The sequence below is a fragment of the Mycolicibacterium cosmeticum genome (genome assembly GCF_000613185.1).
Lineage (GTDB): Bacteria > Actinomycetota > Actinomycetes > Mycobacteriales > Mycobacteriaceae > Mycobacterium > Mycobacterium cosmeticum.
The window spans coordinates 210,360-235,325 of the sequence record NZ_CCBB010000003.1 but is presented as its reverse complement, the minus strand read 5'-3'; the positions used below and the strand labels follow the sequence as shown (position 1 = coordinate 235,325).

The following is a 24,966-nucleotide window of genomic DNA, read 5'->3' as shown; positions in this document are numbered from 1 at the left end:
GTCTCACCAGTCCTTCGTGTCGTTGTCCGCTGACGGCGCGATGCCGTTGACGTTGTGCACGCGCACCGACCGGCTGAAGCCCTTGGGCTGCACGTCACCGAACAGTTCTGCGGTGCAGATCTCGGCGATGGGGGCCAGTACCCGGTTGGTGACCAGCACCTGCCACGGCCCGGCGTCGCCGCACAGCCGGGCCGCGAGGTTGGTCACGCTGCCGATCGCCGCATAGTCGAACCGGCCCTCGAAGCCGATCCGGCCCAGCGTCGCAAAGCCTTGGGCGATACCGATTCCCAGCGCCAGGTCGTAACCGTTGCGTTCCCACCGCACCGCGAGTTCACGCACCTGGTCGCGGATGCCCAGCGCCGTGCGAACGGCACGTTCGGCCGGATCGTCGCACGGCACAGGGTCGTTGAAGAACACCATGATCCCGTCGCCGGTGAAGCGCTCGAGGGTTCCGCCGTAGGCGTGCACCAGCGCCCCGATCACGCGGTGGTACTCGGCCAGCACACCCATCACCTCCTCGGGTTCGCTGGTCTCGGCGAACGGGGTGAACTTGCGCAGATCGGTGAACAGCACCACGATCTCGCGGCGATGGCTGCGCAGCATGCTCTCGTCACCGACCACCAGGTCCGCCAATTGTGGTGACAGGAAATGCCGCAACCGGTTGGTGCGCTCCAGGTCCGCCACCTGCCGGGCTACCCTGGCCTCCAGTTCGTGGTTCCACTGGGCCAACTCGTCGGCCTGGCGCCGGATGGTGTCCTGGAATCGTTTGATGCGCGCCAATGACGCCACCCTGGCCAGCAGCTCACTCTGGTCGAAGGGTTTGGACACGAAATCGTCGGCGCCGGATTCCAGTGCGGCAAGCCGTTGTTCGTTACCGCTGGCGGTGATCATCACCACCGGCAGGAACTCCGTCGCGGGGACCGAACGGATCCGGCGGCACACCTCGTACCCGTCCATCTCCGGCATCACGATGTCCAGGAGGACCAGGTCGACGTTCTCGCGGGACAACACCTCCAGCGCCTCCGGGCCGGTTGCCGCCGTGACGACGCGGTGGCCCTGGGGTCTCAGCACCGCCTCCAGCAGCCGCAGATTGGCGGGTGTGTCGTCCACCGCGAGCACGGTCACCGCACCGTCACCGGCGGTGGCCGGCGTCGCCTCGGCCAAGAATCCCTCGATCTGCCCCGGCAGGGCGCGCACACTGATCGGCTTCTCGATATAGCCGTCGAACCCGGCCGCAGCGGCGCGTTCCCGGTCCTCGGCCATCGCCAGCGCGGTGACGGCCACCACCGGGACACCCGGCGCCAGGACGTCCCGCCGCAATCGGTGCAGCGTCTCGAAACCGTCGATCCCCGGGAGCTGCAGATCCATCAGCACCAGATCGGGCGGCTCCCGTTGGGCCAGCTGCAGTCCGTCCTCCCCGGACCGGGCCTCGCAGACCTGGTGCCCGGCGAACTGGAGAATGTCGCGCACCAGTTTGAGGTTGAGCGTGTTGTCCTCGATCACGAGGATGCGCCGGGCGCTCACGCCGGCTCCACCGTCGGCAGCACGCCCACGCTGCGCAGCGCACCGACCAGTTCGTCCCGGCGCACCGGCTTGAGCAGATATGCGGCCGCCCCCAACGCCAACCCGCGGGACCGGTTGTCGACCGTCGAAGCGATCACCACCGGCATCGTCGCGGTGGCCGGATCGGCCTTGAGCGCGGCGAGCACCTGCCACCCGTCCATCCGGGACAGCCCGATCTCCAGGATCACGGCGACCGGCCGCACCGCGCGGATCAGGTCGACGGCCTTGGCGCCGTCCCACGCGCGCAGCACGTCCACGGGGAACGGCTCCAGGTAGGCGTCGACCAGGTCTTGGGACACCCGGTCCTCGTCGAGCACCAGAACGACGGGAGTTCCGTCGGGGCGCGCCGTGGCGGCCGTGGCCGGCTCCGGCAATCCGGGTACCGAGAACCCGAAGGTGCTGCCGGCCCCCACGGTGCTCTCCAGCCACATCCGGCCGCCGAACAGCCTGACGATGCGCCGTGACAGGGTCAGGCCGAGGCCGGTGCCCTCCTCTTTCGGGGCGCCGCGGCCGCCCTGTTGGAACGACTCGAAGATCCGGTCCTGGTCTTCCGGCGGCACGCCGATCCCGGTGTCGGTCACCGTCACCACCAGCTCGGTACCGTCCCGGTCGGCGCGCACGGTGACGCTGCCGCCGTCGGGGGTGAACTTCACCGCATTGGACAGCAGATTGAGCAACACCTGCTTGAACCGGCGCTCGTCGGCCTCGATCAGATCGACGTCCGCGCCGATGTGCACCGTCAGGCCGATGCCGTGCTGGGCGGCCCGCTCGCGGACCATCGCCAAGGCGGACTCCACCACGCCGGCGACGACGAAAGTGCTCGGCTCCAGCTCCATCTGACCGTCCTCGACCTTGGACAGATCGAGGATCTCGTTGATGAGTTCGAGCAGGTGCTGGCCCGAATTCCGGATATCGCGCAGGTATTCGTCCTGGCGGTCGTTGACCTCACCGAACAACCGGTCCAGCAGCACCTCGGAGAACCCGATCACGGCGTTCAGCGGGGTCCGCAGTTCGTGCGACATGCTCGCCAGGAACTCCGACTTGTGCCGGCCGGCGACTTCGAGCTCGCGGGTCTTGGTCTCCAGTTCGCGGAACAACCGGGCGTTGACGATGGCCAGCGCGGACTGGCTGGCGAACGCCTCCAGCATCTCGATCACATCGGGCGGGAAGGCGCCGGTTCCGCGGCGCCGGATCACCAGGACTCCGACCAGCGTGTCGCTGCGGATCATCGGCACCGACAGCAACGAGCGCCAGCCGTCACGCAGCACCACGTCCAGGTAGGGGTCGGGGTCGGCCTCGGCGATGTCGGCGATCTCCAGCACCCGCCGCTGCAGGGCCGTCCGCGCCACCACCGTCGTGTCGCGGTCGATCGTGACCTGCCGCAGCTGGGCGAGCAGTTCGGGACTGCTGCCGAACGCGGCGCGCACATCGAACGAGTCGGCGGACTCGTGGTACTCCAGGATCGACCCGCCGTCGGTGCCCAGGGTGATGTCGCCGAAGCCCAGGTTGGTCAGGCGCACCGCATTCCGGACGATCTGGTCGAGCACCTCATCCAGATCGAGGCTGGAACCGACCGCCTCACCCACCTCGCGCAGCGCCTCCAACTGCGCCACCTTGCTGGCCAGCTCGGCCCCCCGGGATTCCAGCGCCCGCATCAGGTCGACCTGCCGCAGCACGATCGCCCCCTGCGCGGCGAACTCCTCGAGCAGGTCCCGCTCCCGGGCGTCGAAGGGTGCCACCTCGGTACGCCACATCGACAGCACCCCGACCACCTCGCCCGCCACGATCATCGGCGTCGACAGCAGGGTGCGGAACCCGGCCAGCCGCTGCAGGTCCAGGCGTCCGTAGTCGTCGTCGGCGAGCACGTCGGCGACCTGATGCGTGCACATGTCCTCGGCAGCCCGCCCAACGGTCGAGAGCCGGTTCCTGGCGATCGGATGGGCCACCAGCAGCCGGCGATATTCCTCGGGGGTCTCCCCCGAGACCCGTGAGACGTGGAACATGTCGCCGCTGAGCAGGAACAGCTGGGCGGCCCTGGCACGGCACAGCCGGGCGGCGTACTCGACGACGGTGTCGAGAACGGCACCGGGGTTGGCGACGTCGCGGGCGAGCGCGGACAGGATCTCGCGGCTGGACGCGGACTGTTCGCGGGCGTCACGCAGCTCGCGGTGCAGCTGGAACGAGCCCCGGGACGTGCGGGTGGTGCGCTCACCCGGATCGGGTGCGGGTTCCTCGGCCGTCGCCCGGGCGACGGTGATCGTGGTCCAGGCACCGATGTGGATGCGGTCGCCGTCCTTGAGCGGCGTCTCGACATCGCTGCCGAGCAGGTCTTCGCTGCCGTTGAGACTGGTTCCGTTGGTGGATCCCAGGTCGGTGATGGTCGGTCCGGTTTCCCGGAGCCGCAGCAGGGCGTGCCTGGCGGACACACCCCGGTCGGCCGGTTGCACACCGAGGTCGATATCGGGCGCCACGCTTGCGCCGCCGGCCTGCCGTCCGATCAGAATCTGCTTGCCCCGCAGGCTGATCCGTCTTTCCTGGAACACCGGCGGGTATTCGACGGTGTCATGTTCGCCGCGGGCGACGACGCGGTCGTAGAAGTCGCGGTCGGCACTGACCACCGCCACCCATTCACCGGCCGGCCCGGTGTCCAGCCCGCAGTTCTCGCAGAACCGTCCGCTGCGCAGCGCCCCGCACGTGGGGCAGGCCGTGACCGCGGCGGGGTGCGGCGAAACAGGCTGTGCCGCTTGGCTTTCGTCGGCGCCGGCGATGGGCTGCCCGCACACATCGCAGAAATCCCCGGCGACCGAGGGATGGCCCTGGGCGCAGGTCATCATCCGCCTGCCTCGGGTGTTCGAGTCGACGCCGCCAGAGTGCCCCGATTGCTCATGATCCCTCTATCGTCAGCCCTCTCGAGGCGATGGTAACCGCCCCGCCGACGCCGCGGCGGGCAATGACCGTTTGGCCGTTGTCCGCCGGCGGTGGAGCCCGGCTGCCCTGCGCCGCAACATAGTTGCCGAAGCAAGAACCGATGCGGCGCAGTCCGGGTCAGCAATCCACGTCCACGTACACGGTCTTGCTGAGCAGCGTGGTGACCAGGCTGGTGCCCGCCCCCGGCGCACCGGTGTCGGTACGCGAGTACACCTGTCCGGGCCGGATGGATCGGACCGAGCAGTCCGCGCCCACGGCGGTGCCTTCCCGGTCCAGGATGACGGTGTAGCCCTGCTCCTCCAGGTCGGCGATGGTCGCGTCCACGCTGCCGGCCCCCGTGGGTGCGGCGACGGCAGCCGGGGCGCTGCCCGCCACCGTCGTGAACAACGCTGCCGTGATGACGGTGCCGATGAGAATGTTCATGATCGACCTTCTTCGGATTACCCGGCGGAACCTCGATTCGGGTCCCGATACAGGCCATCGTGGGTCGATTCGGAGCCGGCGGTTTGAGTACCGGCCCACTGCAATCCGGCCGCCGACCGGCCGGCCACTACTTAGCCCCGGGGAAACAAGGCCGCCAGCTCCTCCCGGCTGGATGTCCCGGTCTTCGCCATCGCCCGGTACATATGGCTTTCGACCGTGCGCACCGACACCGTGAGCCGCTCGGCGATGGCGCGGTTGGACAGCCCCTGAGCGGCCAGCATGACGATCTCACGTTCCCGGCCGGTGAACGGCAGCCGCTCCGTCACGGCGCGCAGCGCCGGTGTGTCGGCACCACCGCAGCGGGCGGCCAGCGATTCCGCCCGGGTCGCCGACGTCAGGGCCGATCCGCGCAACTCGCGGCGGCGGTACTCCGCGGCGGCAAGTGCCGACGCGTCCACCGCGGCGACGAGGTCACCCATCCGCTCGAATTCCACACTGACCGCGGCGAGTTCACCGGCATCGCCGGCGCCCAGCGCCTCGGCGAACCGGGCGGCGACACCCGCCCGCGGCCCGCCGACCGTCCCGGCGAGTTCGCGCAGTCGTGCCGCACCCGACGGGTCCCCGAACTGCACGGCGGTTTGCAGGCACACCACCTCGGCCGCGAATTGGCCTCTGGCGCAGGCACGGTGCGCGGCGTCGGCCAGCGTGGCGACGGCTTGACTGACGGCGCCCTCGCTCGCGGCCACCCAGGCGCGGGCCAGGCTGCGCTCGTGGTCCAGGGAGCGGAACGGGCGCGTCCGATCGTCGAATTCGGCCAGCACGCCGGCCGCCTCCCGCGCGGCCCCCTGGATCGCCAGACCCATGGCACGCGGGAAGTGATAGCGGAAACCCCAGCCGATCGCGTGGCCGGATGCGGACAGCGCCGAGGCAGCGCCGTCCAGCAGCGTCTCCGCGGTATCGAGCCGACCGGCCCCGAGGGCGGCCCGCCCCACGACGGCGGCACCCAGCAGGTGCGCCGCCCCCGGCAGATCCGCGGCCTGGGTGCGCACTCGGTCGGCGACCTCGTGGGCCTCGCCGACCCGGCCTGCGAGCAGCAGCGCGGTGACGTGGGCGTCGGCGATGTTGAACCGCATCTGTGGCGCGTCGAACGAGCGCGCCGCGATCGCGTAGCCGGCATCGGCGATCGCCACCGCCTCCTCCGTGCGGCCGGCGTCCGCGCATATCGCCGCCAGGGCCCAGGCCACCTCCGCATCGGCGACAGCCGGAAGATCTTCGAGCACAAGGCCTTCCGCCGCCTCGACAGCCAGCTCCGGCTGGTCCATGGCGAACCAGTACACCGTGCGGAAGGCCTCCAGGTAGCCACTGCGCCGCGCCGGCGGGCCGGCCGCCGCGGCATCGATGAGCGCTTTGGCGCGAACCGGATCCCGCAACACCCACAACATGTTGCTGGCTCGCAGGAAGGCGAATCGGTCCCGGTCCACATCGCTCAGGTCGTCGACGTCGATACCCGCCAGCACCGCGTCGGCGGCGTCGCCCTGGCTCAGCCAGGACAGCGCATGGGCGCGAACGAAATTGGCCTCCCATCCGGCCCCGGCCTGGATCGCGGCCTCCGCGAGCCGGTCGGCCAGCGGCAGGTCGGCCAGCCACACCGCACCGTGCGCGGCCCGTACCAGCAGCGCCGGATCGGGCTTCGTATCGGAGTCCATGGTCAAGGTCGCGCGCCGGACCACCACCCGCAGGTCATCACGATCGGCCGATCCGGCCAATTCGCCTGCCACCAAACCGCGCAGCCGTCGCAGCCGGGTCGGGGCCGCACGCTTGCGGCGCACCTCGCCGTACAGCGGATGCGCGACCCGCACCTCGACCGCACCGTCGACGCTGTTGAGTTTGATCAGCCCGCGGGCGTCGGCCTCTTCGACCGCGGGCGCACCGGCAATCCGGGTGAGCGCCCCCAGTTCGATCGGTTCGCCGACCGCCAGCACGTCCACCACCTCGCTGACGGGCGCCGGCAGATCCCCCATCCGGGCTTCGATCAGTTCGACCAGACCCGGTGCCACGACCGGGTCGCCGGTCCAGTGCCACGGCCCGTGCGGATTTTCCAGCCGCCCGTCGGCAACCTCCTGCTCGACGAGGTTGTGCAGATACAGCGCGTTGCCGCGGGTCATCTCCCACAGGCGCTGGGCCGCATCGGGATCCACCGGGCCGCCGAGCGCCGCGGCCAGCAGCGCCGCCACCTCGTCGGACGCCAGCGGCTCCAGATCGATGCGATCGAAATCCGCGCCGTGCCAGATCTCCTGCACCGCAGCGGGTACCGGTTCGTCGTCCCGCACGGTGAGCACCACCTTCGCCGCACCCCGTTGCACGATCTGCTGCACCACGAACGTCGACAGGTCGTCGAGCAGCGGGGCGTCGTCCACCCCGATGACCACCGGGACGCCGGGCGCGGCCGCGGTGAGCGCCTCGATCACGCCGTGCACCAGCCGGATCGGGTCGGTGAGTCCCGCTTGCGCCCATGCGGTGAAGGCGCCCAGCGGCAGCGTTCGCGCCGACGAGGTGGCCACCGCCCAGCGGGTCAGGGCGCCGCGGGCCGCCGAGGCCGACAGCGCTTCGCGAGCGATTCTGCTCTTACCGACACCCGCGGCGCCGCACACCACGACCCCGGGAACCCCCGGGGCCACGATGGCCGCCGCGATCGCGCTCATCTCGGCAGACCGGCCGGTCAACGGCCAGGACATGCGCACCCCCAGAAGCTTAGGAGAACCGCACCCGCCGGGCGGCCGCTTGAGCCACCGATCCGGCAGGTCAGGCCGCCGCCGGCCGCTAAGGTCTGTGTCCATGCACAAGACCGTGAAGCGCGCGGCCGGCAGGTTCTCCGTCGTCGCCGCGGCAGCGTTTCTCCCCATGGCGTTCACCGCAGCCGTCACCCCGGCCATCGGCTCCGCCGACTGCGCGGGCGGCCAATGGTGGGATCCCGTCGCCAATGTGTGCCAGGCGCCGCTGGTCCCGAATTGCACCGACGGGTGGTGGGACCCGGTGGCCAACACCTGCCGGCCTGCCATCGCCACCACGCCGCTGGCATGCGACAACGGCTGGTGGTGGGACCCGGTGGGCAACGTGTGTCGCCCGCCGTTGCTGCCTCCGCAGTAACACCGGGGTGTCCGGTACCGTGCCAACAACTCAAGGGGTGCGGGAGGGTGACGGTGTCACAGGAAATATCGAAGTCGGGAGTCGGCCCGGACGTCGGCCCAGACGTCACAGCCGACGAGCCGGCGAACCGCGAAGGCCATGAGCGCCGCGCGTTCCGGCTGACCACGCCGGTGGGAGACCTCGCGGTGATCCTGCGGACGCCGCGGCGGCGACCGGTGGTGCCCAAGCGCTTCGACCCGTTCGGCATCGCCGACCGGGCTATGGATGCGGCCAAAGTGGGTTTCAAGCTCGCGACGTGGGGTGAAGAGCAACTGGCCACCTTGGTGAAGAACCGGCTGGAAGCGCTGGAGGCGCCGGCGCGCACCGTGGCGTCGGTCAAACCGGCCGACACCGACTCGCTGCACGGCAAGATGGGCAAGCTGCTCGACCGGGCGCTGGACCAGAGCACGGCCGGGAGCCAGACCGAGCTGTATCACCGGCTGCTGGACCAGTTGGTGGCCGACGAAGCACGCATCATCGGCGCCCTCTCCGAGGGTGCGTCCTCACCGTTGGTCAACGTCTACTCCCGGTCGCGCACCTCCGGCGGCGCCGTGCTGGAGAACGCCTGCCTGATCGGCCGCACGGCCAACGTCGCTTTGCCCAATATGGTCCCGCAGTACGTCGGCCATCTGCTATCTCTTGGGTTGGTCGAGACCGGCCAGGAGGACCCGTCCAAGAAGGCGGACTACGAGGTGCTCATGGCCGAGCCCATGGTGTTGCGGGCCATCAAGAACGCAACGCGCGGGCCACTCGTCGCACGGGTGGAAAAGCAGACCTTGAGCCTGTCGGCTCTGGGCCGCGGGTTGTGGGAGGCTGCGATGCAACAGGACGGCCCGTGATCCGCGCATGACCACCAGCGAGACCCTTCTCGCCATCCAGAGCTGGAACGAGATCAAGGCCGATTTCAGCGTCAACTGGCTGATCTACCTGTCGATGCCGTTCGTGGCCGCGTTCGTCGGCTGGAGCACCAAGATCGTCGCGCTGGAGATGCTGTACCGGCCGCAGGAGTTCAAGGGCATCGGGCCGTTCGGCTGGCAGGGCATCGTGCCGCGCCGGGCTGGCAAGGTGGGGTCCAAGACCATCGAACTGCTGACCCAGAACCTGCTCAAGCCGGAGGAACTGCTCCAGAAGGTCGACGCCAAGGAAGCCGTCGAGGCGCTGCGGGAGCCGTTGACCGAGGCCGTCGACGAGATCTCCCGCGATCTGGCCGAACAGATCCGCCCGGGATTATGGGATTCGCTGCCCGAGGCCGCCCGGGCGGCCATCAAGTCCCGGGTGCATGCCGAGACGCCGCGGGTGGTGGAAAGCCTGCTGCGCGAGATGCAGTCGGATCTGCCGCGCTTCGTCGACGTCCAGTTCCTGGCGATCACGACGCTGGTGCGCAACAAGGACAAGCTCAACAAGCTGATGCGCGGCCTCGGCGACAACGCCATGGCGTTCGTCCGGCGCAGCGGCATCTATTTCGGTCTGGCCATCGGCGTGGTGCAGATGGTGGCCTGGGCCCTGTTCCAGAACCCGTGGATCATGCCGGCGTTCGGCTTCGGCGTGGGTTTCATCAGCGATTACATCGCGCTGAACATGCTGTTCCGGCCGATCCACCCGACCAAATATCTCGGTTTCATCCCGTTCCAGGGGCTGCTGCACGCCCAGCGCGACACCATCACCCGCGACTACGCGCGGATCCTCTCCGAGGACCTGTTCTCCGCCGAGATCCTGTTCGACGGGGTGCTGCGCGGCCCGGGGGCGGACAAGCTGTTCGCGCTCGTGGCCAAGGAGGTGGACGCCGCGATCGACGCGCAGACCGGGGTGGCCAAGCCGCTGGTGAAGTTCGCCGTCGGCACCGAGCGCTACAACGCGGTGAAGAACAACCTGGTGCACATGGTGCTGGAGAAACTGCCGACGACATTGCACGAGGCCCAGGACTACGCCATGAACGCGCTGGACCTGGAGCAGACGATCATCGACAAGATGAGCCAGCTCAGCAATGAGGAGTACGAGTCGATCCTGCGGCCGGTGTTCAAGGATGACGAGCCGACCATGATCGCCGTCGGCGCCATCCTCGGCGGTGTCGTCGGTGAGATCCAGGTGCAGCTCATCGAGCACTTCGGCAACGAACCACCGCACGTGGCGCTGGCCGACCTGACCCGCATCGTGCTGCGGCAGTAAGCCGGGAAATAAACCCGCGCATCGCACCGTTGGACCGGGCGTCCCACTAAACTAAACTGATCGTACAGTTCAGTTGAACCGAGAAAAGGCTGGTCATCACCATGAGCGTTTGGTTCATCACAGGAGCATCCCGCGGTTTCGGGCTTCAGATCGCCCGCGACGCCCTCGCCCGCGGCCACCGCGTGGTCGCCACCGCACGCGACACCGCCGCGGTGTACGACGCGCTGCCCGAGGGTGGTGCGAACCTACTGGCCGTCGCCCTGGACGTCACCGACGAGCGCCAGGCCACGGCCGCCGTCGACGCCGCCGTGCAACGCTTCGGGCGGATCGACGTGCTGATCAACAATGCCGGCCGCGGACTGCTCGGCGCGGTCGAAGAGGCCTCCGACGCCGAGGTGCGCGCCGTCTACGACACCAACGTGTTCGGCCTGCTCACCGTCACCCGCGCGGTGACGCCGGTGCTGCGCGCGCAGCGGTCCGGCACCATCGTCAACATCTCCTCGGTGGGCGGTTTCGCCAGCTCCCCCGGCTGGGGTGTCTACGCCTCCACCAAGTTCGCCGTCGAGGCCATCACCGAGGCCATGCACGCCGAACTGAAACCGCTGGGCGTGCACGTCATGGTCGTCGAACCCGGCTACTTCCGCACCGACTTCCTGGACTCCTCGAGCCTGCACACCCAGCAGACGGTCATCGACGACTACAGCGACGGCCCCGCCGGTGCCATGCGCGTGCACGCCGGCGAGCGCAACCACGACCAGCCCGGTGACCCGGTCAAGGCGGCCGCAGCGATCATCGACGTCGTCGACTCCCCGGAGCCGCCGCTGCGGCTGCTGCTGGGCAAGGACACGATCGCCGCCGTCGAGGCCAAGATCGCGCACGTACAAGCCGAACTGGTGCAGTGGCGTTCCGTGGCGGAATCGACCGATTTCGACGATGTCGCCTGATTTCGTCCGCCCCACCGGCGCGCGCAGCGATCGCATCCACCACGCCGTCCTGGCCGCCACCGCCGAGCTGCTCGACGACGGTGGTTTCCCGGCGGCGACCATGGACGCGATCGCTGCGCGCTCCGGCGCCAGCAAGGCCACCCTGTACAAGCACTGGCCGTCCCGCACCGCGGTCGCGGCCGAGGCCTTCGGCACCATGATGGCCCAGGCCCTACCGTTACCCGACACCGGAAGCACCGTCGACGACCTGGCCGAGCAGGTGGTCCGGGTGTCGGCGTTCTACGACAGCCCGCGCGGGCAGGTGTTCGCCCAGCTGCTCGCGGCCTGCGCGGACGATCCGACCGGGGCGGCGTATTTCCGGGAGTACTTCCTGCGGGGACGGCGCGAGGCCATCGCCACGTTGTGGCAGCGCGGCCTGGACCGCGGCGACGCCGACCCGACTCTGGCGATCGACGATGTCATCGACATCCTGTTCGGCCCCCTCATCTTTCGCCGGATGACCGGGCACTGCGCGCTCACCGAGGAGAATGCTCGGCGGTTGGCGCGGACCGCACTGGGCGGTGTGCTGCCCAGCGCAGCACCCCCGCGCTGACCGCCCCGCCGGCGACCAGGGCCGCGCAACCGGCGGCGGCGAGCGCGCCGAGCAACCAGCCGGCCACCCCGGTGCCTGCCACGAACGGCGGCACCCACTCGACGACGCGCACCCAGGACGGAACGTGCGCGTGCGCGTGCGCGACGGCCAAGGCGCGCTCGGGATACACGTCGTTGAACGCCACCCCGAAGGACAGCGCGGCCAGCTGCAGTATCCAACCGGTCCAGAAGTTGTCGGTGTCGTGCCACAGCGCATCGCCGATGAAGCCGCTGGCCGCCGCGAAGGCGAACACGGCCGCCCAGACGGCCGTCACCATCATGTTGATCCGCACGAAAAGCGAAGTGCCCCAATGCTCACGCGCCATCCGGTGCCGGGCGTAGACCATCGTGTACGGTCGCCTGATCACCAGGGTGACCATGGCGTACCCGGCCAGCAGCGCATTGGTGATGTCGCCGGACCACAGCTCCAGCCAAGCCTTCGTGGCGGTCGAGGCAAAGAACCCGATGATCGCCATCAGCACGAAGTAGCCGACGCCGAGAAATTCGATGACGTGCACCGGGATCCCCCGCCGCGCGCACATCAGGAGCACCAGCACCGAGATCGCCAGCGCCCCCGATACCGCCAGCTCGTAACGCCCAGGGCCGGCCAGCATCGCCATCCACACCCACGGCGCGAGACCGGAGAATGGTGAGTCCAGGAACCTGTCCCACAAACGGGCGCCGTGCTTGCCGAGCATTGCGTCGACCCTAGGTGGCCAGGCTGTGAAGTTACCGAGATGCGACGTAACGTTCCCGAAGCCGCGACATTCCAGCCGGTAGCCTCGACGTGTGGTCGGCAGGGGGATGCGAGTGGCGGTGTGCGCGGCGGCCGCCGTGCTGAGCCTGGGTGGTTGCTCCGACCTGACCGACGGCCATCCCACCGGGGCGCCGAACACCGACGGCATCGAGCCGACGGTGCCCACCCCGCGCCCGAGCCGCAGCACCCCCGCACCCCCGAGCACGCCGGCCCCGTCCAGCCCGGTGCCCACCGCCGCCCCGCCGGGCGGCGAAACCCTCGCCCCGCAGAACGGGTACGTCTTCATCCAGACGAAATCGGGGTTGACGCGCTGCCAGGTGTCCACCGCCGACGTGGGTTGTGAGTCGCAGTTCCAGAACTCTCCCGAGGTGGACGGAGCGCCGGCCAACGGCGTGCGGTTGAGTGCCGACGGCGAAGTCCGTTGGGTACTGGGCAATCTCGGCGATATCCCGGCTGTCACGCTGGACTACAAGACCTACCGGGCGCTGGGCTGGACCATCGCCGCGTCGTCGGACGGGACCCGGTTCACCAACGACGGCACCGGCCACGGCATGCTCGTGCGGGTCGAGGGCGTGGACGTCTTCTGATCATGAGCGGGGGAATGTGATGTCGGTGGCACGACGGGAACGCGCGGCCCTGGTCGCCACCATGCGCGAGGCCGGGCCCGACGCCCCCACCCTGTGCGAGGGCTGGACGACCCGCGACCTGGCCGCACACCTGGTGGTGCGCGAACGGCGCATCGACGCCGCTCCCGGCATCCTGCTTCCGGCGCTGGCCGGTTACACGGCCAAGGTGCAGGAGCAGGTGACGGCGTCCAACGACTGGGCCGCCCTGCTGGACAAGGTCGCCGCCGGGCCGCCGGTGTACTCGCCGTTCGCCCTGCTCGACCCGCTGGTCAACGTCGCCGAGATGTTCATCCATCACGAGGATGTACGACGGGCCGGAACATCTTGGGAACCAAGGGTTCTCGACGATCAGACCGGACGCGCGCTGGAGCGGCAGGTTGCCCAGTTCGCCAGGATGACGCTGTCGAAGTCACCGGCCCGGGTGAGTTTGGCCGCGCCGGACGGCAAGGTGCTGGCCAGCGCAGGCAGCGGGGCACCGGTGACCGTCACCGGCGAACCCGGCGAACTGCTGTTGTTCGCCGCCGGCCGTGAACCCGCGCGGGTCACCTTCGACGGCGACGACGACGCCGTTGCCGCTCTGCGGGCGGCCCGCCGCGGCCTTTAGTGTTGTGCAGATGGGAACAACCGACTTCCGCGTCTTCGTCGAACCGCAACAAGGTGCCACCTACGGCGACCAGCTCGCCGTGGCGCAGGCCGCCGAGAAGTTGGCCTTCTCCGCGTTTTTCCGATCGGACCACTACCTGGCCATGAGCGGTGACGGACTGCCCGGTCCCACCGATTCGTGGGTGACCCTGGGCGGTATCGCGCGGGAGACCTCCACCATCCGGTTGGGCACCATGGTCACCTCGGCCACCTTCCGCCACCCCGGACCACTGGCCATCGCCGTCGCGCAGGTCGACGAGATGAGCGGTGGCCGGGTCGAATTGGGTATCGGCGCGGGCTGGTTCGAAGAGGAGCACCAGGCCTACGCCATCCCGTTCCCGCCGCTGGGCGAACGGTTCGACCGGCTCACCGAGCAATTGCAGATTCTCACCGGCCTGTGGGACACGCCCGTCGGCGAGACCTTCGACTTCACCGGCAAGCACTACACCGTCAAGGACTCGCCGGCCCTGCCCAAGCCGGTGCAGCGCCCGCTGCCGATCATCATCGGCGGCGGCGGCCCGAAGCGCACCCCGGCACTCACCGCCCGGTTCGCCGGCGAGTTCAACATCCCGTTCGCCCCGCTGGACAAGGTGACCGAGCAGTTCGGACGGGTCGCCGCGGCGGTCGACGCGGCGGGCCGGGCACCGGACTCGCTGGTCTACTCGGCGGCGTTCGTGCTGTGCGCCGGTCGCGACGAGGCGGAACTGACCCGGCGGGCGGCGGCCATCGGCCGCGAGCTGGACGAGATGCGGCAGAACTCGCCGACGGTGGGCACCCCGGGCGAGATCGCCGACAAGCTGGGCGCCTACCTCGACGCCGGCGTCACGCGGGTATATCTGCAGGTTCTGGACATGTCCGATCTCGACCACCTGGAATTCTTCGCTTCCGAGGTCATCGGTCAACTCGGTTGACCCGGCAGCCACCGGCACGGCGCGGTTACTATCGGTGCCCGTGACGGACGAGCGTAAGTGGCACGAACGCACGTCCACGTTGGCCGGGGCCAGCCTCGCCGCGCTGGCGGCCATCGCGCTGATCGTCTGGGGCGCCCTGTTCGTCGCCCGTCAGTTCAATCAGCCGCAGCAGGCGCCGACGGAGTTCGTCACGCCCACCTTCTCGGACCGTTCCACATCGTCGGCGACCACCACCACCGAGACCATCACCAGCACCAGCCCGCCGGCCACCACCGACATCAACGATCCGGACGCCACCAGTTCGTCGACGACGTCATCGACCACCTCGTCGACGTCGCCGACGCAGGGGCCGCAGACCCGGCACCGGAGCACCGAATCCAGCGATGACCAGACCACCACCCGGCGCAGGCCACGGCTCAACGAGACCCGGACACTGTATCCCTGAGGATCCCTACCGCCCCATGGCGTGGTACTCGGCCACCAGCGCCTCCGCGCTGCGCACCGCGGCCCGGCAGGCCCTGGTGGTGAACGGGTCGTTGAGCGGGTGATCGGCCCGGCGCCGCCAGCGCTGCGCGGCCGCGAACGCCGCCCGCGGCCCGTCGTACGGATCGTCGGGGCCCAACCCCAGCCGGCTGGCCGGGTCGGTACCCGACCCGCCGATCAGGCGGCGCAGCGACGCCATCTCGTCGTCGTTCAAAGTGGTTGGTCGAGAACGTAGTTGGCTCAGCAGCCGGAGTTCCTCGAACGGGTGGGCGTCGGCCAGCAGCGGATCGATGTCGGCGAGGATCTGCCTGCCGGCGTAGACCGGGTTCACCTGGACGAATCGGCGCAGCGCCAGCAGCGCGGTGTGCGCCTTGAGCAGATCCGACCGCTGCGCGAACTGCTGGTCGATAACGTCCCGCAGCGCGATCAGCCCACTGCGCTCCAGCAGTTCCTCGGCCAGCGCCACCGAATCGCTGATCCCGGCGCGCAGCACCGCGATGGCGATGCGGATGCCGAACATGCCGAACCGGTCCAGCAGGGCCGCCCTGGTCGCCGCGTCCACCGGTAACGAGCTGTCCTCGCGGGCGAACCGGTCCACACTGAGCATGGCCTTGCTCAGGTCGGCCGGTTCCACCGCGGCGAGCTTCTCCAGCGCGACGAACTCGCTCTGCCGCAAGGTGCGTGCGGTCAGGGCCAGCAGCCCCGACACCGGGACCACGGCCTGGCAGATGCCGGTCTTCTCCATCTCGGAGGTGAACCGGGTGGCCACCTCGCGGGCCGACAGCATCGCATCGATCCGGCCGGCACCGATCTCGTCGGCCCGCGAGGCCACGCCGATCACCCCCAGTGCGCTCGACACCCCCGCCTCCCCACCGACCAGCTCACCGATCTGTTTGAGCAGCGCGATATCGGCGGCGTTGAGGGTGCGCAGCAGGAACACCACGGCGTCCACCCGGGGCACGCCGTCCTCGGGAACCAGCAGCCGCAGCGTGCGCGCCGAGACGTCGCGCGACAGCGACGACGTGCCCGGCGTGTCGATGATCGTGGTGTCGATCAACTCGGCGGCCGGCCACTGCACGTCCAGGTCCTCGATATCGCCCTCGTCGAGGCCGTCGAAGCTGAACGTCAGCCCGCGGTCGTGCGGGTCCCGGGTGATCGGCACGTTGGAGCGGCGGCCGCCGCGGTGGTTGGCGGTCACCTTCGGGGTGAGCCCGTGCCGGAACCGGGTGACCAGGCGGGTCGCCTCGGTGGCATCGGTCGGCGCGATCTCCTCCCCCACCAGGGCGTTGACCAGGGTCGACTTGCCGGCCTTGAGGGTACCGGCCAGCGCGATGCGGATGGGCTCGTTGAGCCGGGCGCCGATCCGCTGGAGTTCGTTGTGCACGTCCGGCCGGTTCCGGTAGGCGGGGTCGGCCTGGTAGGCGCGGACGGTGCCGGCCAGGATCGCGCGCACATTATCGCTGGTGCTCATACCGCCGATCAGCTTAATTTGTCGGCGTTGTCCATCACCTGCCGCAGGATGTTGAGTTGACGCTCCAGCTCGGCGATGCGGGTGTTGCGCTCGTTCTCCTCCAGCTTGGCCGACGCCAGCGTCGCCTGCAGCGATTCGTTGAGTGAACGCGACGTCTGGTTGGCGATCCCGCGGTAGTGGTCACGCAGCTGGCGCTGGATGGCGCGCAGCCGGTCCCGGGACTCCTTGTTCACCACGAATGACACGTCGTCGACGAACCGGCGCATGTTGGTCTTGGCCTCGTTGCGCACCCGCAGCATCCGGTTCTCCATGTCCTCCTTGTAAGCCTTGCGGCCCAACAGGAGTCCGGCCCCCAGCGACAGCGGGTTGAACATGCCCAGGCCCGCGAACGAGGTGAGCATGCCGAACATCAGCACGCCACCGTAGGAGCCACGCATCCCGGTGACGATCTTGTGGCCGGTCTTGATCGGCTTGGCGTCCAGCCGGGCCAGGGCCTTGAACTCGCCGAGGTTGGCGCCCATCTCGCGTGCGCTGACATGCGGTTGTTCGATGGCGTCCAGGCCGGCTTCGGTGAAGGTGCGGGCCACCTCGGCGGCCAGCGCCTCGGCGCGTTGATAGGCCCAGACGAAGTTGTCGCCGACGGCGGTGGCGACGGCGTCCTCGAGCTCCGCGCCGATCTCGGCCCAGTGATGGGTGGGATCGCAATTGTCGATAACCCGCTCGGTGTGAGCGGTGATGTGGCGGAAGCGGTTTCGCAGATCATGGTCGATATCGGCGGTCAGGTCCGCGATGCCGTCGTTGAGCACTTGTTGCCACAGCGCGGTCTGCGCCAGCGCGTCCTGGGCTTCCTGCTTGCGCCGTTCCAGGTCGGCGGCCAGCTTCCCGCGGGTGTCGGGATCGTTCAGCGCCGACAGTTCGGCTTCCGCCGCGAGTGCCAGATGTTCTGCGGCCGCCCGGATCTCGTCGACGACGTGGTCGCGCACCCGGTCGGTCTCCCGGGACATCACCTTGTCGCCGAGGAACTTCACGAGTTCGGGAAAATTGGATTCCTCGTTGAGTTCCTTGTCGTTGAGCGTGATCGCGTGGCTGCGCAGTATCGAACTCACCGGGATCATGGGGGTGGTGATGCCGGCGCGCTGCAGGTGTGCGGTGTTGGCCGCCACGATCTCACGCCAGTGCGGGTACAGATCGGTCTTGGTGGCCGCGATGGCGGCGACGGGGCAGACTTCGACGGCTTGACGCAGGAAGGTCAGCTCGGGTTCGGTGAACTCCTGGCTGGTGTCGCTGATCATCAGCAGCGCATCCGCCTCGGGCAGCAGGCCCAAGGTGGCCGACAGGTGGGGCTGGCCGTGACCGCCGACGCCGGGGGTGTCGATGAAGGTCAGGCCGTTCTTGAGCATCGGGCTGGGCACGGCGACCTCCACGCGCAGCACCTCGCGGCCCTGGGCTTGCGGGGCGTTGCGCAGATCGTTGCGCAGCTCGGCCATGTCGATGGTGACGAACTCCGGCTCGCCGTCGGGCCGGGCGATCGCCAGCCGGGCCGACGGCGTCTCCGCGTAGGAGACGACGGTGGCCAGAACCGTGCTCTCGTCGTCGCCGACGCGCGCCACCGGCATGTTCAGCAGGGAGTTCAGCAGCTGGCTCTTGCCCTGTTTGAGCTGTCCGGCGATGACGACGCGGATCTGCGGATCGGTGATCCGGTCCCTGGCGATGCGCAGCCGCTCCACCAGGTCGGGGCGGTCGTGGGCGGCCGCGATCCGGGAGGTGTGGTCGATGAGCTCGACGATCACTTCGACTGTTCTGGCCGGCCTGCCGGCGGTCCGGTCCTGCGGTTGCGTCATGTCGTCCTCTCCTGACCCATCAAAGGCTATGCGCGCCGAAAGGCGGGGACCTTGTGGTCCCCGCCCATCGGGTGTCGATCAGAACGCGTGGAAATCGGTGTGCGGCTCGATGGTGGTGGTGTTGTGCAGGTCGGTGTCGGCGTAGGTGTTGATGCCGCCGGCCTGGTGCACCGACTCGTCGGTCACCGTGGTGTGCACCGAGCTGTCCTCGTGCACCGAGCTGTCGATCGTGGAGTGTCCGCTGACCGAGGTGGTGGTCGAGGTGTGGCTGGAGCTGTCCACCACGTTGGTGTTGCCGCTGTCGACGTTGGTCGAGCCGTGGCTGTCGTTGATCACGATGCTGCCACCGCTGCCACCGCTGCCGCCGCTGGCGTGACCGCCGCCGAGGATGCCGCCGCCGGCGCTGGCCCCGCCGCCATTGCCGCCGCTGGTGTCGACGTCCTTGATGACGGGCCCGCTGTTGTGCGAGATGACGTCCCCGCCCGCGGTCTGCGAGCTGTCGTGCACCTGGTTGCCGGCGCCGACGATCACCGGGGAATGGCTGCCGGTCAGCACGTCGTGGACGTTGGTGTTGTCGTCGCCGACGGTGTTGTCGTGCCCGGTGGTGACGGTGCCGGTGTTGGTGCCGTCGACCACCACGCCGCCGTTGGTGGCCGTCGTCGTCGTCGTGGTGGTGGTCTTGCTGCCGAACAGGGTGATGTCACCGAAGCCGAGGTTGACCGCGCCCTGCTGGGCGTTGGCGCCGGCATCCTGGTTGGGGCTGAACACCGGCACGTCGTTGTGGCTGGCGAAGTCGGTGTTGTTGTGGCTGGCGAAATCGGTCTGCGGCGCGAAGGTCGGCGCCGAGGTGTAGGAGGTCTGCGGCGAGAACGGCGAGGCGAAGCTGTGGTAGCTCGACACCGCGCTCTGCAGGCCGTACACCGGATCGCCGTTGCCCAGTGCGACGCCGGCCGGCGCGACGCTGGCGGCGACCGACGCGAGCTGGGCGGCGCTGACGTTCGGCAGGCCGGCGTCCCGCATGGCCTGGTCGGGGTCGGCCACGAAGGCCGCCGCGACGTCGGGGCTGCGGAACAGGTCGAGGATGTAGTCGATCAGAGTGGTCATCGGAGTGCCTTTCATTCGGTGGTGGTCTGTCTGTTTCCGGGTGGTCCGGCGAACTGACAACAACGTTATGGATTCCGCCCGGCGGCTGGAACGGGGCCGAAACCCCTGCTTTCGCCACCCCCATCAGGGGTATAGGGGCTGCACCCATTAGGGGATTAGGGGGTAGTTGGGGTTGGCGGGTTCAGGGCATGAAAAAACCCGCTCCCTTGCAGGTGAGCGGGTTTTTCGCGGGATCAGCCGAAGATGTCGAAGCCTCCGTCATCGACCGGCGTGTGGTGATCACCGCCGATGTCGGGGTTCCAGTGGGTGTCCAGACCCGTGTCGACCACGGGCACATCGTCGACCGGGTGCAGATCCTCAGCAAAGTTCGGAACGTCGGCCGCATAGTCGTCGACGACGGCGGGCACGCCGTGCTCGAACGCGTCGGGCACCGCGGAGTGCGGATCGTCGGTCACCACGACCGGGACGTGATCGCTGACGGCGCCGAAATCACCGAACGCGTCGAAGGCGGCCGTCGCGGCGCCGCTGGCCCAGACGTTGTCCCCCGAGTCCAGCAGGTCGGCGCCGCCGGTGGGCACCGCCGCCGAGAGCGATTCGGTGACCACGGGGATCAGATGGTTGACGTCGGCGGTGGTCACGTCCGTGAGGTGGGCGTCGGCGATCGCCTGGCCGGGATCGGCGGCGTAGCGTGCCGCGGCATCGGGGTCGCGCACGAGGGACATGACGAAGTCCAGCAGTTCGTTTGCCATCGGATCGCCCTCCTTTCTCCTGTGAGTTGCCTTCGATGCTATCGATGCACGTCGCGGCGCAAATCGGTGCCGAACCCACCCCGTCGATCGCGCCATTAGGGGATGCCCCATTAGGGGTTTCGACACGTTAGGGGAATTGCCGCGGACCGCCGTCGGCTGCCACTAAGGTGAGGGCGTCACGACTCTCGACAGGAGATCACATGGGCGACTCTCTCGGGTTGTCGATCGGTGTCACGAATCTGGTGGCCGCGCGGGAAGGCCGGCCGCCGGTGGTGCGTCGCGCGGTGCTGACCCTGTTCAACGACCGCGCCCCCGAGGTGGGTGTGCCGGGTCAGAACCCGAATCTGAATCAGCCCGGCCTGGTGCTGGGTGGCTTCGTGGACCGTGTCGGCGACCCGGTGCCCCTGGTCGCCTCCGACGGGTCGTCGCACCGCGGTGATCAGGTGCTCGCCGAGGCGCTGGACGCGATGGCCCACACCGTCGGCGGTGGCTCACCCATCACCATTGCCGCCCCGGCGCATTGGAGCCCGGCCGCGGTCTCCGCGCTGCAGGTCGCGTTGCGCGCCAAGCCGGGCCTGTCCTCGGCGACCCTGGTGCCCGACTCGGTGGCCGCCCTCGCCGGTCTGCGCAGCGGGCCGGGCCTGCCCGCTCAGGGCGTCGTCGTGCTGGTCGATCTGGGCGGCAGCGGTACCAGCATCACCCTCGCCGACGCGGGCGCGGACCTTGCCCCGTTGGGTACCACGCAGCGCTACCCGGATTTCTCCGGCGACCAGATCGATCAGGCCCTGCTCAACCATGTCATCGCCGGCATCGCCGAGGCGGGTAACGCCGACCCCGCCGGCACGGCGGCGGTGGGTTCGCTCGGCAAGCTGCGCGACGAGTGCCGCCTGGCCAAGGAGCGGTTGTCCGCCGAGACCGCCACCGTGGTGCCCGCCGAACTTCCCGGGTTCACCTCCGATGTCCGGGTGACCCGACCGGAGCTGGAGCAACTGATCTCCGGACCGCTGGGCGGCTTGCTCAATGCGGTGGACGAAGTGTTGCAGCGCAACAGGATTCCGGTGTCCAGTGTGTCGGCGATCGCCACCGTGGGTGGCGGCGCGGCGATTCCGTTGGTCACCCAGCGTCTGTCCGAGCGGTTGCAGGCGCCGGTGATCACCACGCCGTACGCACAGGTCAGCACCGCGGTCGGCGCGGCGTTGGTGGCCGGCCTGGCCTCCGAAGCCGCTGCCGCAACGGGTTTGGCGCCGGCCGCGACCCCGGACGCCGCGCCCACCGGTCTGGCCCCGACCATGGGCTGGGCCGGTGCCGCCGGTGCTCCGCCGACCGCGGCGGCGCCGGGATTGGCCTGGTCGCAGGACAATCCGATTCAAGCCGGCGAGCCGGTGCCCTACGAGGGCCCGGATTACGCGACCGGTTTCACCGATGCCAGGCCCGAGGTGGCCTTCGCCCATGACGACGAACAGGAGGGCGAGGCGGCGCCGCTGCCCTGGTACAAGCGGCCCCCGCTGCTCTTCGGCGCGGCCGCCGCGGCGGTGCTGCTGGCCGGTGGTGGGCTGGCGATCACGTTGACCGGCAACAGCGAACCGGGCGGAACGGTGATCGAGACGGCCACCAGTTTCTCCACCCAGCCAGGCCAGAGCACCGAGCCGGTGGTCACCGAGCCGCAGACCGTGACGGTCACCGGGTCCGACGGGCTGGTCACCACCTCCGAGGTGCCGCCACCGCCGCCGCCGAGCACGACGACGACCACCACGCCGTCGACCACCAGCTCGACCACGACCACCACCACCACCACGACCACCACCACGACGACCACGACCACCACGACCACGACTCCGCCGACCACCACGACCACGACGCAGCCGCCGACCACCACCACGACGAAGCCGCCGACCACCTCGGCCGCACCGCCGACCACGTCGGCCGCCCCACCGACCACCACCACGGTGGTCCAGTCCGGTAACGGATAGCCGCACCGATGGGGTCAGGCGCGCGGCGCAACGGGGCGAGCTCCGCTGATCCGCTCGCCGGTCTGATCGAGGCGCCGACCAGGCCGGCCAAGGTGCTGGTGTCCGGGGGGATCGGCACCGGTAAGACCACCCGGGTCAGCGAGGTGCGCAGCGCGCTGCGCGACGCCGGCCGGCCGGTGTTGTCGTGGGTGCCGGAGGAATCCGAAATCGACGGCGCGGCAATCGTCATCGACGACGCCGAACTGCTCGACGACGATGCCCTGGTCCGGTTGACGACGCTCGTCGAACGCGCGGAGCTGACCATCGTCGTCGCCGCCGCACCGCTGGCGCACCGGGCCGCGCTGGGCAGTCTGGCCACCGCCCTGGCGCGGGAGAATCCGGTTGTCACGCTGGGGCCCCTGCCGCCCAGCGAATTCCCTTCGCTGCCACATGAATTGGTGCGCGCCGTGCAGGCGGCCACCTCCGGCCTGCTCTTCCTGGTGGCCCCGGTCGCCGCGGCCGTCGGGACACCGGACGCCGATTCCGCCGCGGCCGTCATCGGCACCGCGACGCGGGTCGCCTTGGTGGAACGGCTGCACCGGCTGGGCCGACCGGTGCTCGACGCCTTGCTGCTGTGCTCGCTGAGCCCCGGTCTCGGCGCCGACGACATGGCCGCGGCGCTGGGCATCGACGCCGACGAGGCCGGCCGGGTGATGGATCACGCCCGCGCCACCGGACTGATCGACCCCGTGCATCGCCGGCCGTTCCTGGGCATCCTGCACCGGGCGGTTGCCGAGATCCTCGGGTCCGCCCGGCACCACGAGAACGAGACCGCGTTGTTGCGGTCGCAATCCGAGCTGGGAACGCTGTCAACGGATTTGGCCCTGCGCATGGCAGAGCACGGCTTGCGCGACCCGCTGCTGGCCGACGCGCTGATCACGCTCGCCACCGAACATCGCAGCCAGCCGGCGCGGGCGGCCCGGCTGTTCCGGGCGGCGGCCGACGCCGGAGCGGGGCCCCGCGCGCACAGCGCCGGGCTGGCCGATGCCCTGGCCATGACCGGTGACTGCACGACCGCGGCACGGCTGGCCGACGACCTGCTCGGCTCGTCCGACGCGGCCGAACGCGCGGCCGCGGTCCGGATCGCCGCCAGCATCGCCGCCCACGACGGGGCGGCCGGACAGGCCGCCGACCTGTTCCGCTGGCTGGGCCCCTACCCGGACGCCGTCGTCGGGTCGGCCGCGGCGATGGTGGCCATCGGCACCGGCGACGCGGCGGCGGCCCGCGCCGCGCTGGCCGTCGCGGACACCGGCCCGCCGACGTCGACGGCGCGGGCGGCCCGCAGCCTGACAGTCGGGTTGCTGGCCACCCTGGACGAGCCGTACGCCGCCGCGATCGGGCGGCTGAGCCAGGCGATCACCGCCGAGCGCACCGATGCCGGTGTCACCCCCGACAGCCCGGCGGCGCTGGTCACCCTCGCCGCGCTGCACGGCGGCGATGCGGTGCGGGCGCGCAGCATCATCGCCAGGGCCGCCGGCACCGACTCGGCCGACGACCACGGGTTCACCGCGGCCCGGCACCGGCTGCTGCTCGGCTGGGTGCGCATGCAGGACGGCCAGTTGAGCGCGGCGAATGCCGACGTCGCGACGATACCGTCGGCGCCGCATCGCCGGGACGCGCTGTGGGCGGCGGCCCTGCGCACCGCGATCGCGCGTCGCAGTGGTGACGGGGGCGCCGTGCAGAAGTACTGGTATGCCGCCGTGGAGGTGCTGGCCGAATACTCGCTGGACGTCTACTGCACGCTGCCGCTGGGTGAGGTGTGGGTGGCCGCGGCGCGGCTGCGCCAGGTCGACCGGATTGCGCACCACATCGACGAGGCATTCGGCCTGCTCGCCGGGCTCGGCAACCCGGTGCTGTGGTCGGTGCCGCTGCACTGGGCCGGCGTGCATGCGGGCATCCTGGCCAACTCCCCCGAGGCGGTCGCCCCGCACGGTCAGGCGCTGGCCGCCGCGGCCGGGCAGAGTCCGTTCGCGCGCAGCCTGGCCACCGCGGGCCGCAGTTGGCTGCGGGTGCTGGCCAACCAGGTCGATCCCGAGGAGGTGACGGCCGCCGCGCGCGGCCTGGCCCGGTTCGGGCTGACCTGGGACGCCACCCGGCTGGCCAGTCAGGCGGCGCTGCACACACCGGACGGCAAGGTGTCGGGCTCGATGTTGCAGCTCGCCCGCGACCTGAAGTCGGATGTGACCGACGATGCCGTCCCGAGCGCCCCGGCCCGTGCCGCGGCGGCGCCGGGACCGGCGATGCCGACGTGGACCCGGTTGTCGGACCGCGAGCGCGAGGTGGCCGAGCTGGTGCTGCAGGGCATGCCGTATCGCGATATCGGCAACCAGCTGCTGATCTCGGCCAAGACGGTCGAGCACCACGTCGCGCGGATCCGCCGCCGGCTCGGGGCCGAATCGCGGTCGGAGATGCTGTCCATGTTGCGGGCCCTGGTCGGCCCGCAGGGCTGACGGCGCCTCGTCGCAACTGTGGCAACCGCCACAGCGGGTGGTTTGCCAGACCCCGGCGTCGACCGTTCCGCCGGCGCCGTTAC

The 24,966-nt window shown here is 70.0% G+C and carries 20 protein-coding genes; 11 read left to right on the top strand and 9 right to left on the bottom strand.

Going from position 1 to position 24,966, the window contains the following annotated elements; all coding sequences use genetic code 11:
* Nucleotides 1-3: 3 nt before the first annotated feature.
* The 4 genes from BN977_RS20130 to BN977_RS20115 all read right to left on the bottom strand — a co-directional run bounded on the left by BN977_RS20130 (nucleotide 4) and on the right by BN977_RS20115 (nucleotide 7,649).
* The gene (locus BN977_RS20130) at nucleotides 4-1,524 is read right to left on the bottom strand and encodes a response regulator (RefSeq protein ID WP_234709646.1); all 1,521 of its coding nucleotides are present in this window, start codon (nucleotides 1,522-1,524) and stop codon (nucleotides 4-6) included.
* The gene (locus BN977_RS33520; RefSeq protein ID WP_268817606.1) at nucleotides 1,521-4,394 is read right to left on the bottom strand and encodes an ATP-binding protein; all 2,874 of its coding nucleotides are present in this window, start codon (nucleotides 4,392-4,394) and stop codon (nucleotides 1,521-1,523) included. The genes BN977_RS20130 and BN977_RS33520 overlap by 4 nt, the downstream gene beginning before the upstream one ends.
* Nucleotides 4,395-4,608: 214 nt before the next feature.
* Nucleotides 4,609-4,914: a hypothetical protein gene (locus BN977_RS20120; RefSeq protein ID WP_051561739.1), complete on the bottom strand. Its 306-nt coding sequence runs from the start codon at nucleotides 4,912-4,914 to the stop codon at nucleotides 4,609-4,611.
* Nucleotides 4,915-5,045: 131 nt separating this feature from the next.
* Nucleotides 5,046-7,649, bottom strand: coding sequence for a helix-turn-helix transcriptional regulator (locus BN977_RS20115; RefSeq protein ID WP_234709707.1), 2,604 nt, complete (start codon nucleotides 7,647-7,649; stop codon nucleotides 5,046-5,048).
* 112 nt (nucleotides 7,650-7,761) lie between these two features.
* Here BN977_RS20115 and BN977_RS20110 point away from each other — a divergent pair, with 112 nt between their 5' ends.
* From BN977_RS20110 to BN977_RS20090, 5 genes are all read left to right on the top strand, one after another.
* A complete protein-coding gene (locus tag BN977_RS20110; protein ID WP_036404013.1) occupies nucleotides 7,762-8,061 on the top strand; it encodes a hypothetical protein in 300 nt (99 codons plus the stop codon).
* A gap of 47 nt (nucleotides 8,062-8,108) precedes the next feature.
* A complete protein-coding gene (locus tag BN977_RS20105) occupies nucleotides 8,109-8,939 on the top strand; it encodes an Abi-alpha family protein (protein WP_306372251.1) in 831 nt (276 codons plus the stop codon).
* 7 nt (nucleotides 8,940-8,946) lie between these two features.
* Complete coding sequence (locus BN977_RS20100) at nucleotides 8,947-10,266, top strand: DUF445 domain-containing protein (RefSeq protein WP_036400945.1); 1,320 nt, start codon at nucleotides 8,947-8,949, stop codon at nucleotides 10,264-10,266.
* A 101-nt stretch (nucleotides 10,267-10,367) separates the two neighbouring features.
* Nucleotides 10,368-11,210, top strand: coding sequence for an oxidoreductase (locus BN977_RS20095; protein WP_036400944.1), 843 nt, complete (start codon nucleotides 10,368-10,370; stop codon nucleotides 11,208-11,210).
* Nucleotides 11,200-11,802, top strand: coding sequence for a TetR/AcrR family transcriptional regulator (locus tag BN977_RS20090; RefSeq protein ID WP_024455505.1), 603 nt, complete (start codon nucleotides 11,200-11,202; stop codon nucleotides 11,800-11,802). The genes BN977_RS20095 and BN977_RS20090 overlap by 11 nt, the downstream gene beginning before the upstream one ends.
* On the opposite strand, the gene BN977_RS20085 is transcribed toward BN977_RS20090, so the two are convergent.
* Nucleotides 11,726-12,538: a hypothetical protein gene (locus BN977_RS20085; protein ID WP_036400942.1), complete on the bottom strand. Its 813-nt coding sequence runs from the start codon at nucleotides 12,536-12,538 to the stop codon at nucleotides 11,726-11,728. The genes BN977_RS20090 and BN977_RS20085 overlap by 77 nt on opposite strands.
* 106 nt (nucleotides 12,539-12,644) lie before the next feature.
* On the opposite strand from BN977_RS20085, the gene BN977_RS20080 reads away from it, so the two are divergent.
* From BN977_RS20080 to BN977_RS32915, 4 genes are read left to right on the top strand one after another with little or no spacing between them, the layout of a single operon-like run.
* Complete coding sequence (locus tag BN977_RS20080) at nucleotides 12,645-13,184, top strand: hypothetical protein (RefSeq protein WP_036400940.1); 540 nt, start codon at nucleotides 12,645-12,647, stop codon at nucleotides 13,182-13,184.
* A 19-nt stretch (nucleotides 13,185-13,203) separates the two neighbouring features.
* Nucleotides 13,204-13,827 carry a TIGR03085 family metal-binding protein gene (locus BN977_RS20075; protein WP_036400938.1) on the top strand — a complete coding sequence of 208 codons (624 nt, stop codon included), beginning with the start codon at nucleotides 13,204-13,206 and terminating at the stop codon, nucleotides 13,825-13,827.
* 10 nt (nucleotides 13,828-13,837) lie between these two features.
* Nucleotides 13,838-14,776 carry an LLM class F420-dependent oxidoreductase gene (locus BN977_RS20070; RefSeq protein ID WP_024455509.1) on the top strand — a complete coding sequence of 313 codons (939 nt, stop codon included), beginning with the start codon at nucleotides 13,838-13,840 and terminating at the stop codon, nucleotides 14,774-14,776.
* A 40-nt stretch (nucleotides 14,777-14,816) separates the two neighbouring features.
* Nucleotides 14,817-15,221, top strand: a complete 405-nt coding sequence (locus tag BN977_RS32915; protein WP_024455510.1) for a hypothetical protein — start codon at nucleotides 14,817-14,819, stop codon at nucleotides 15,219-15,221.
* A gap of 6 nt (nucleotides 15,222-15,227) precedes the next feature.
* On the opposite strand, the gene BN977_RS20060 is transcribed toward BN977_RS32915, so the two are convergent.
* From BN977_RS20060 to BN977_RS20045, 4 genes are all read right to left on the bottom strand, one after another.
* On the bottom strand, nucleotides 15,228-16,730 hold the full coding sequence (locus BN977_RS20060) for a dynamin family protein (protein ID WP_024455511.1): 1,503 nt from the start codon (nucleotides 16,728-16,730) through the stop codon (nucleotides 15,228-15,230).
* A gap of 8 nt (nucleotides 16,731-16,738) precedes the next feature.
* Nucleotides 16,739-18,571 (bottom strand): dynamin family protein, encoded by a 1,833-nt coding sequence (locus BN977_RS20055; RefSeq protein ID WP_036400933.1) that lies wholly within the window; start codon nucleotides 18,569-18,571, stop codon nucleotides 16,739-16,741.
* A 78-nt stretch (nucleotides 18,572-18,649) separates the two neighbouring features.
* Nucleotides 18,650-19,675, bottom strand: a complete 1,026-nt coding sequence (locus BN977_RS20050) for an IniB N-terminal domain-containing protein (protein WP_024455513.1) — start codon at nucleotides 19,673-19,675, stop codon at nucleotides 18,650-18,652.
* A gap of 233 nt (nucleotides 19,676-19,908) precedes the next feature.
* On the bottom strand, nucleotides 19,909-20,424 hold the full coding sequence (locus tag BN977_RS20045) for an Rv0340 family IniB-related protein (protein ID WP_036400931.1): 516 nt from the start codon (nucleotides 20,422-20,424) through the stop codon (nucleotides 19,909-19,911).
* Nucleotides 20,425-20,624: 200 nt separating this feature from the next.
* On the opposite strand from BN977_RS20045, the gene BN977_RS20040 reads away from it, so the two are divergent.
* Nucleotides 20,625-22,394, top strand: coding sequence for an Hsp70 family protein (locus BN977_RS20040; RefSeq protein ID WP_036400929.1), 1,770 nt, complete (start codon nucleotides 20,625-20,627; stop codon nucleotides 22,392-22,394).
* Nucleotides 22,395-22,402: 8 nt separating this feature from the next.
* Entirely contained in the window at nucleotides 22,403-24,883 is a 2,481-nt protein-coding gene (gene iniR, locus BN977_RS20035) for an isoniazid response ATPase/transcriptional regulator IniR (protein WP_036400926.1), read from the top strand.
* Nucleotides 24,884-24,966 lie beyond the last annotated feature (83 nt).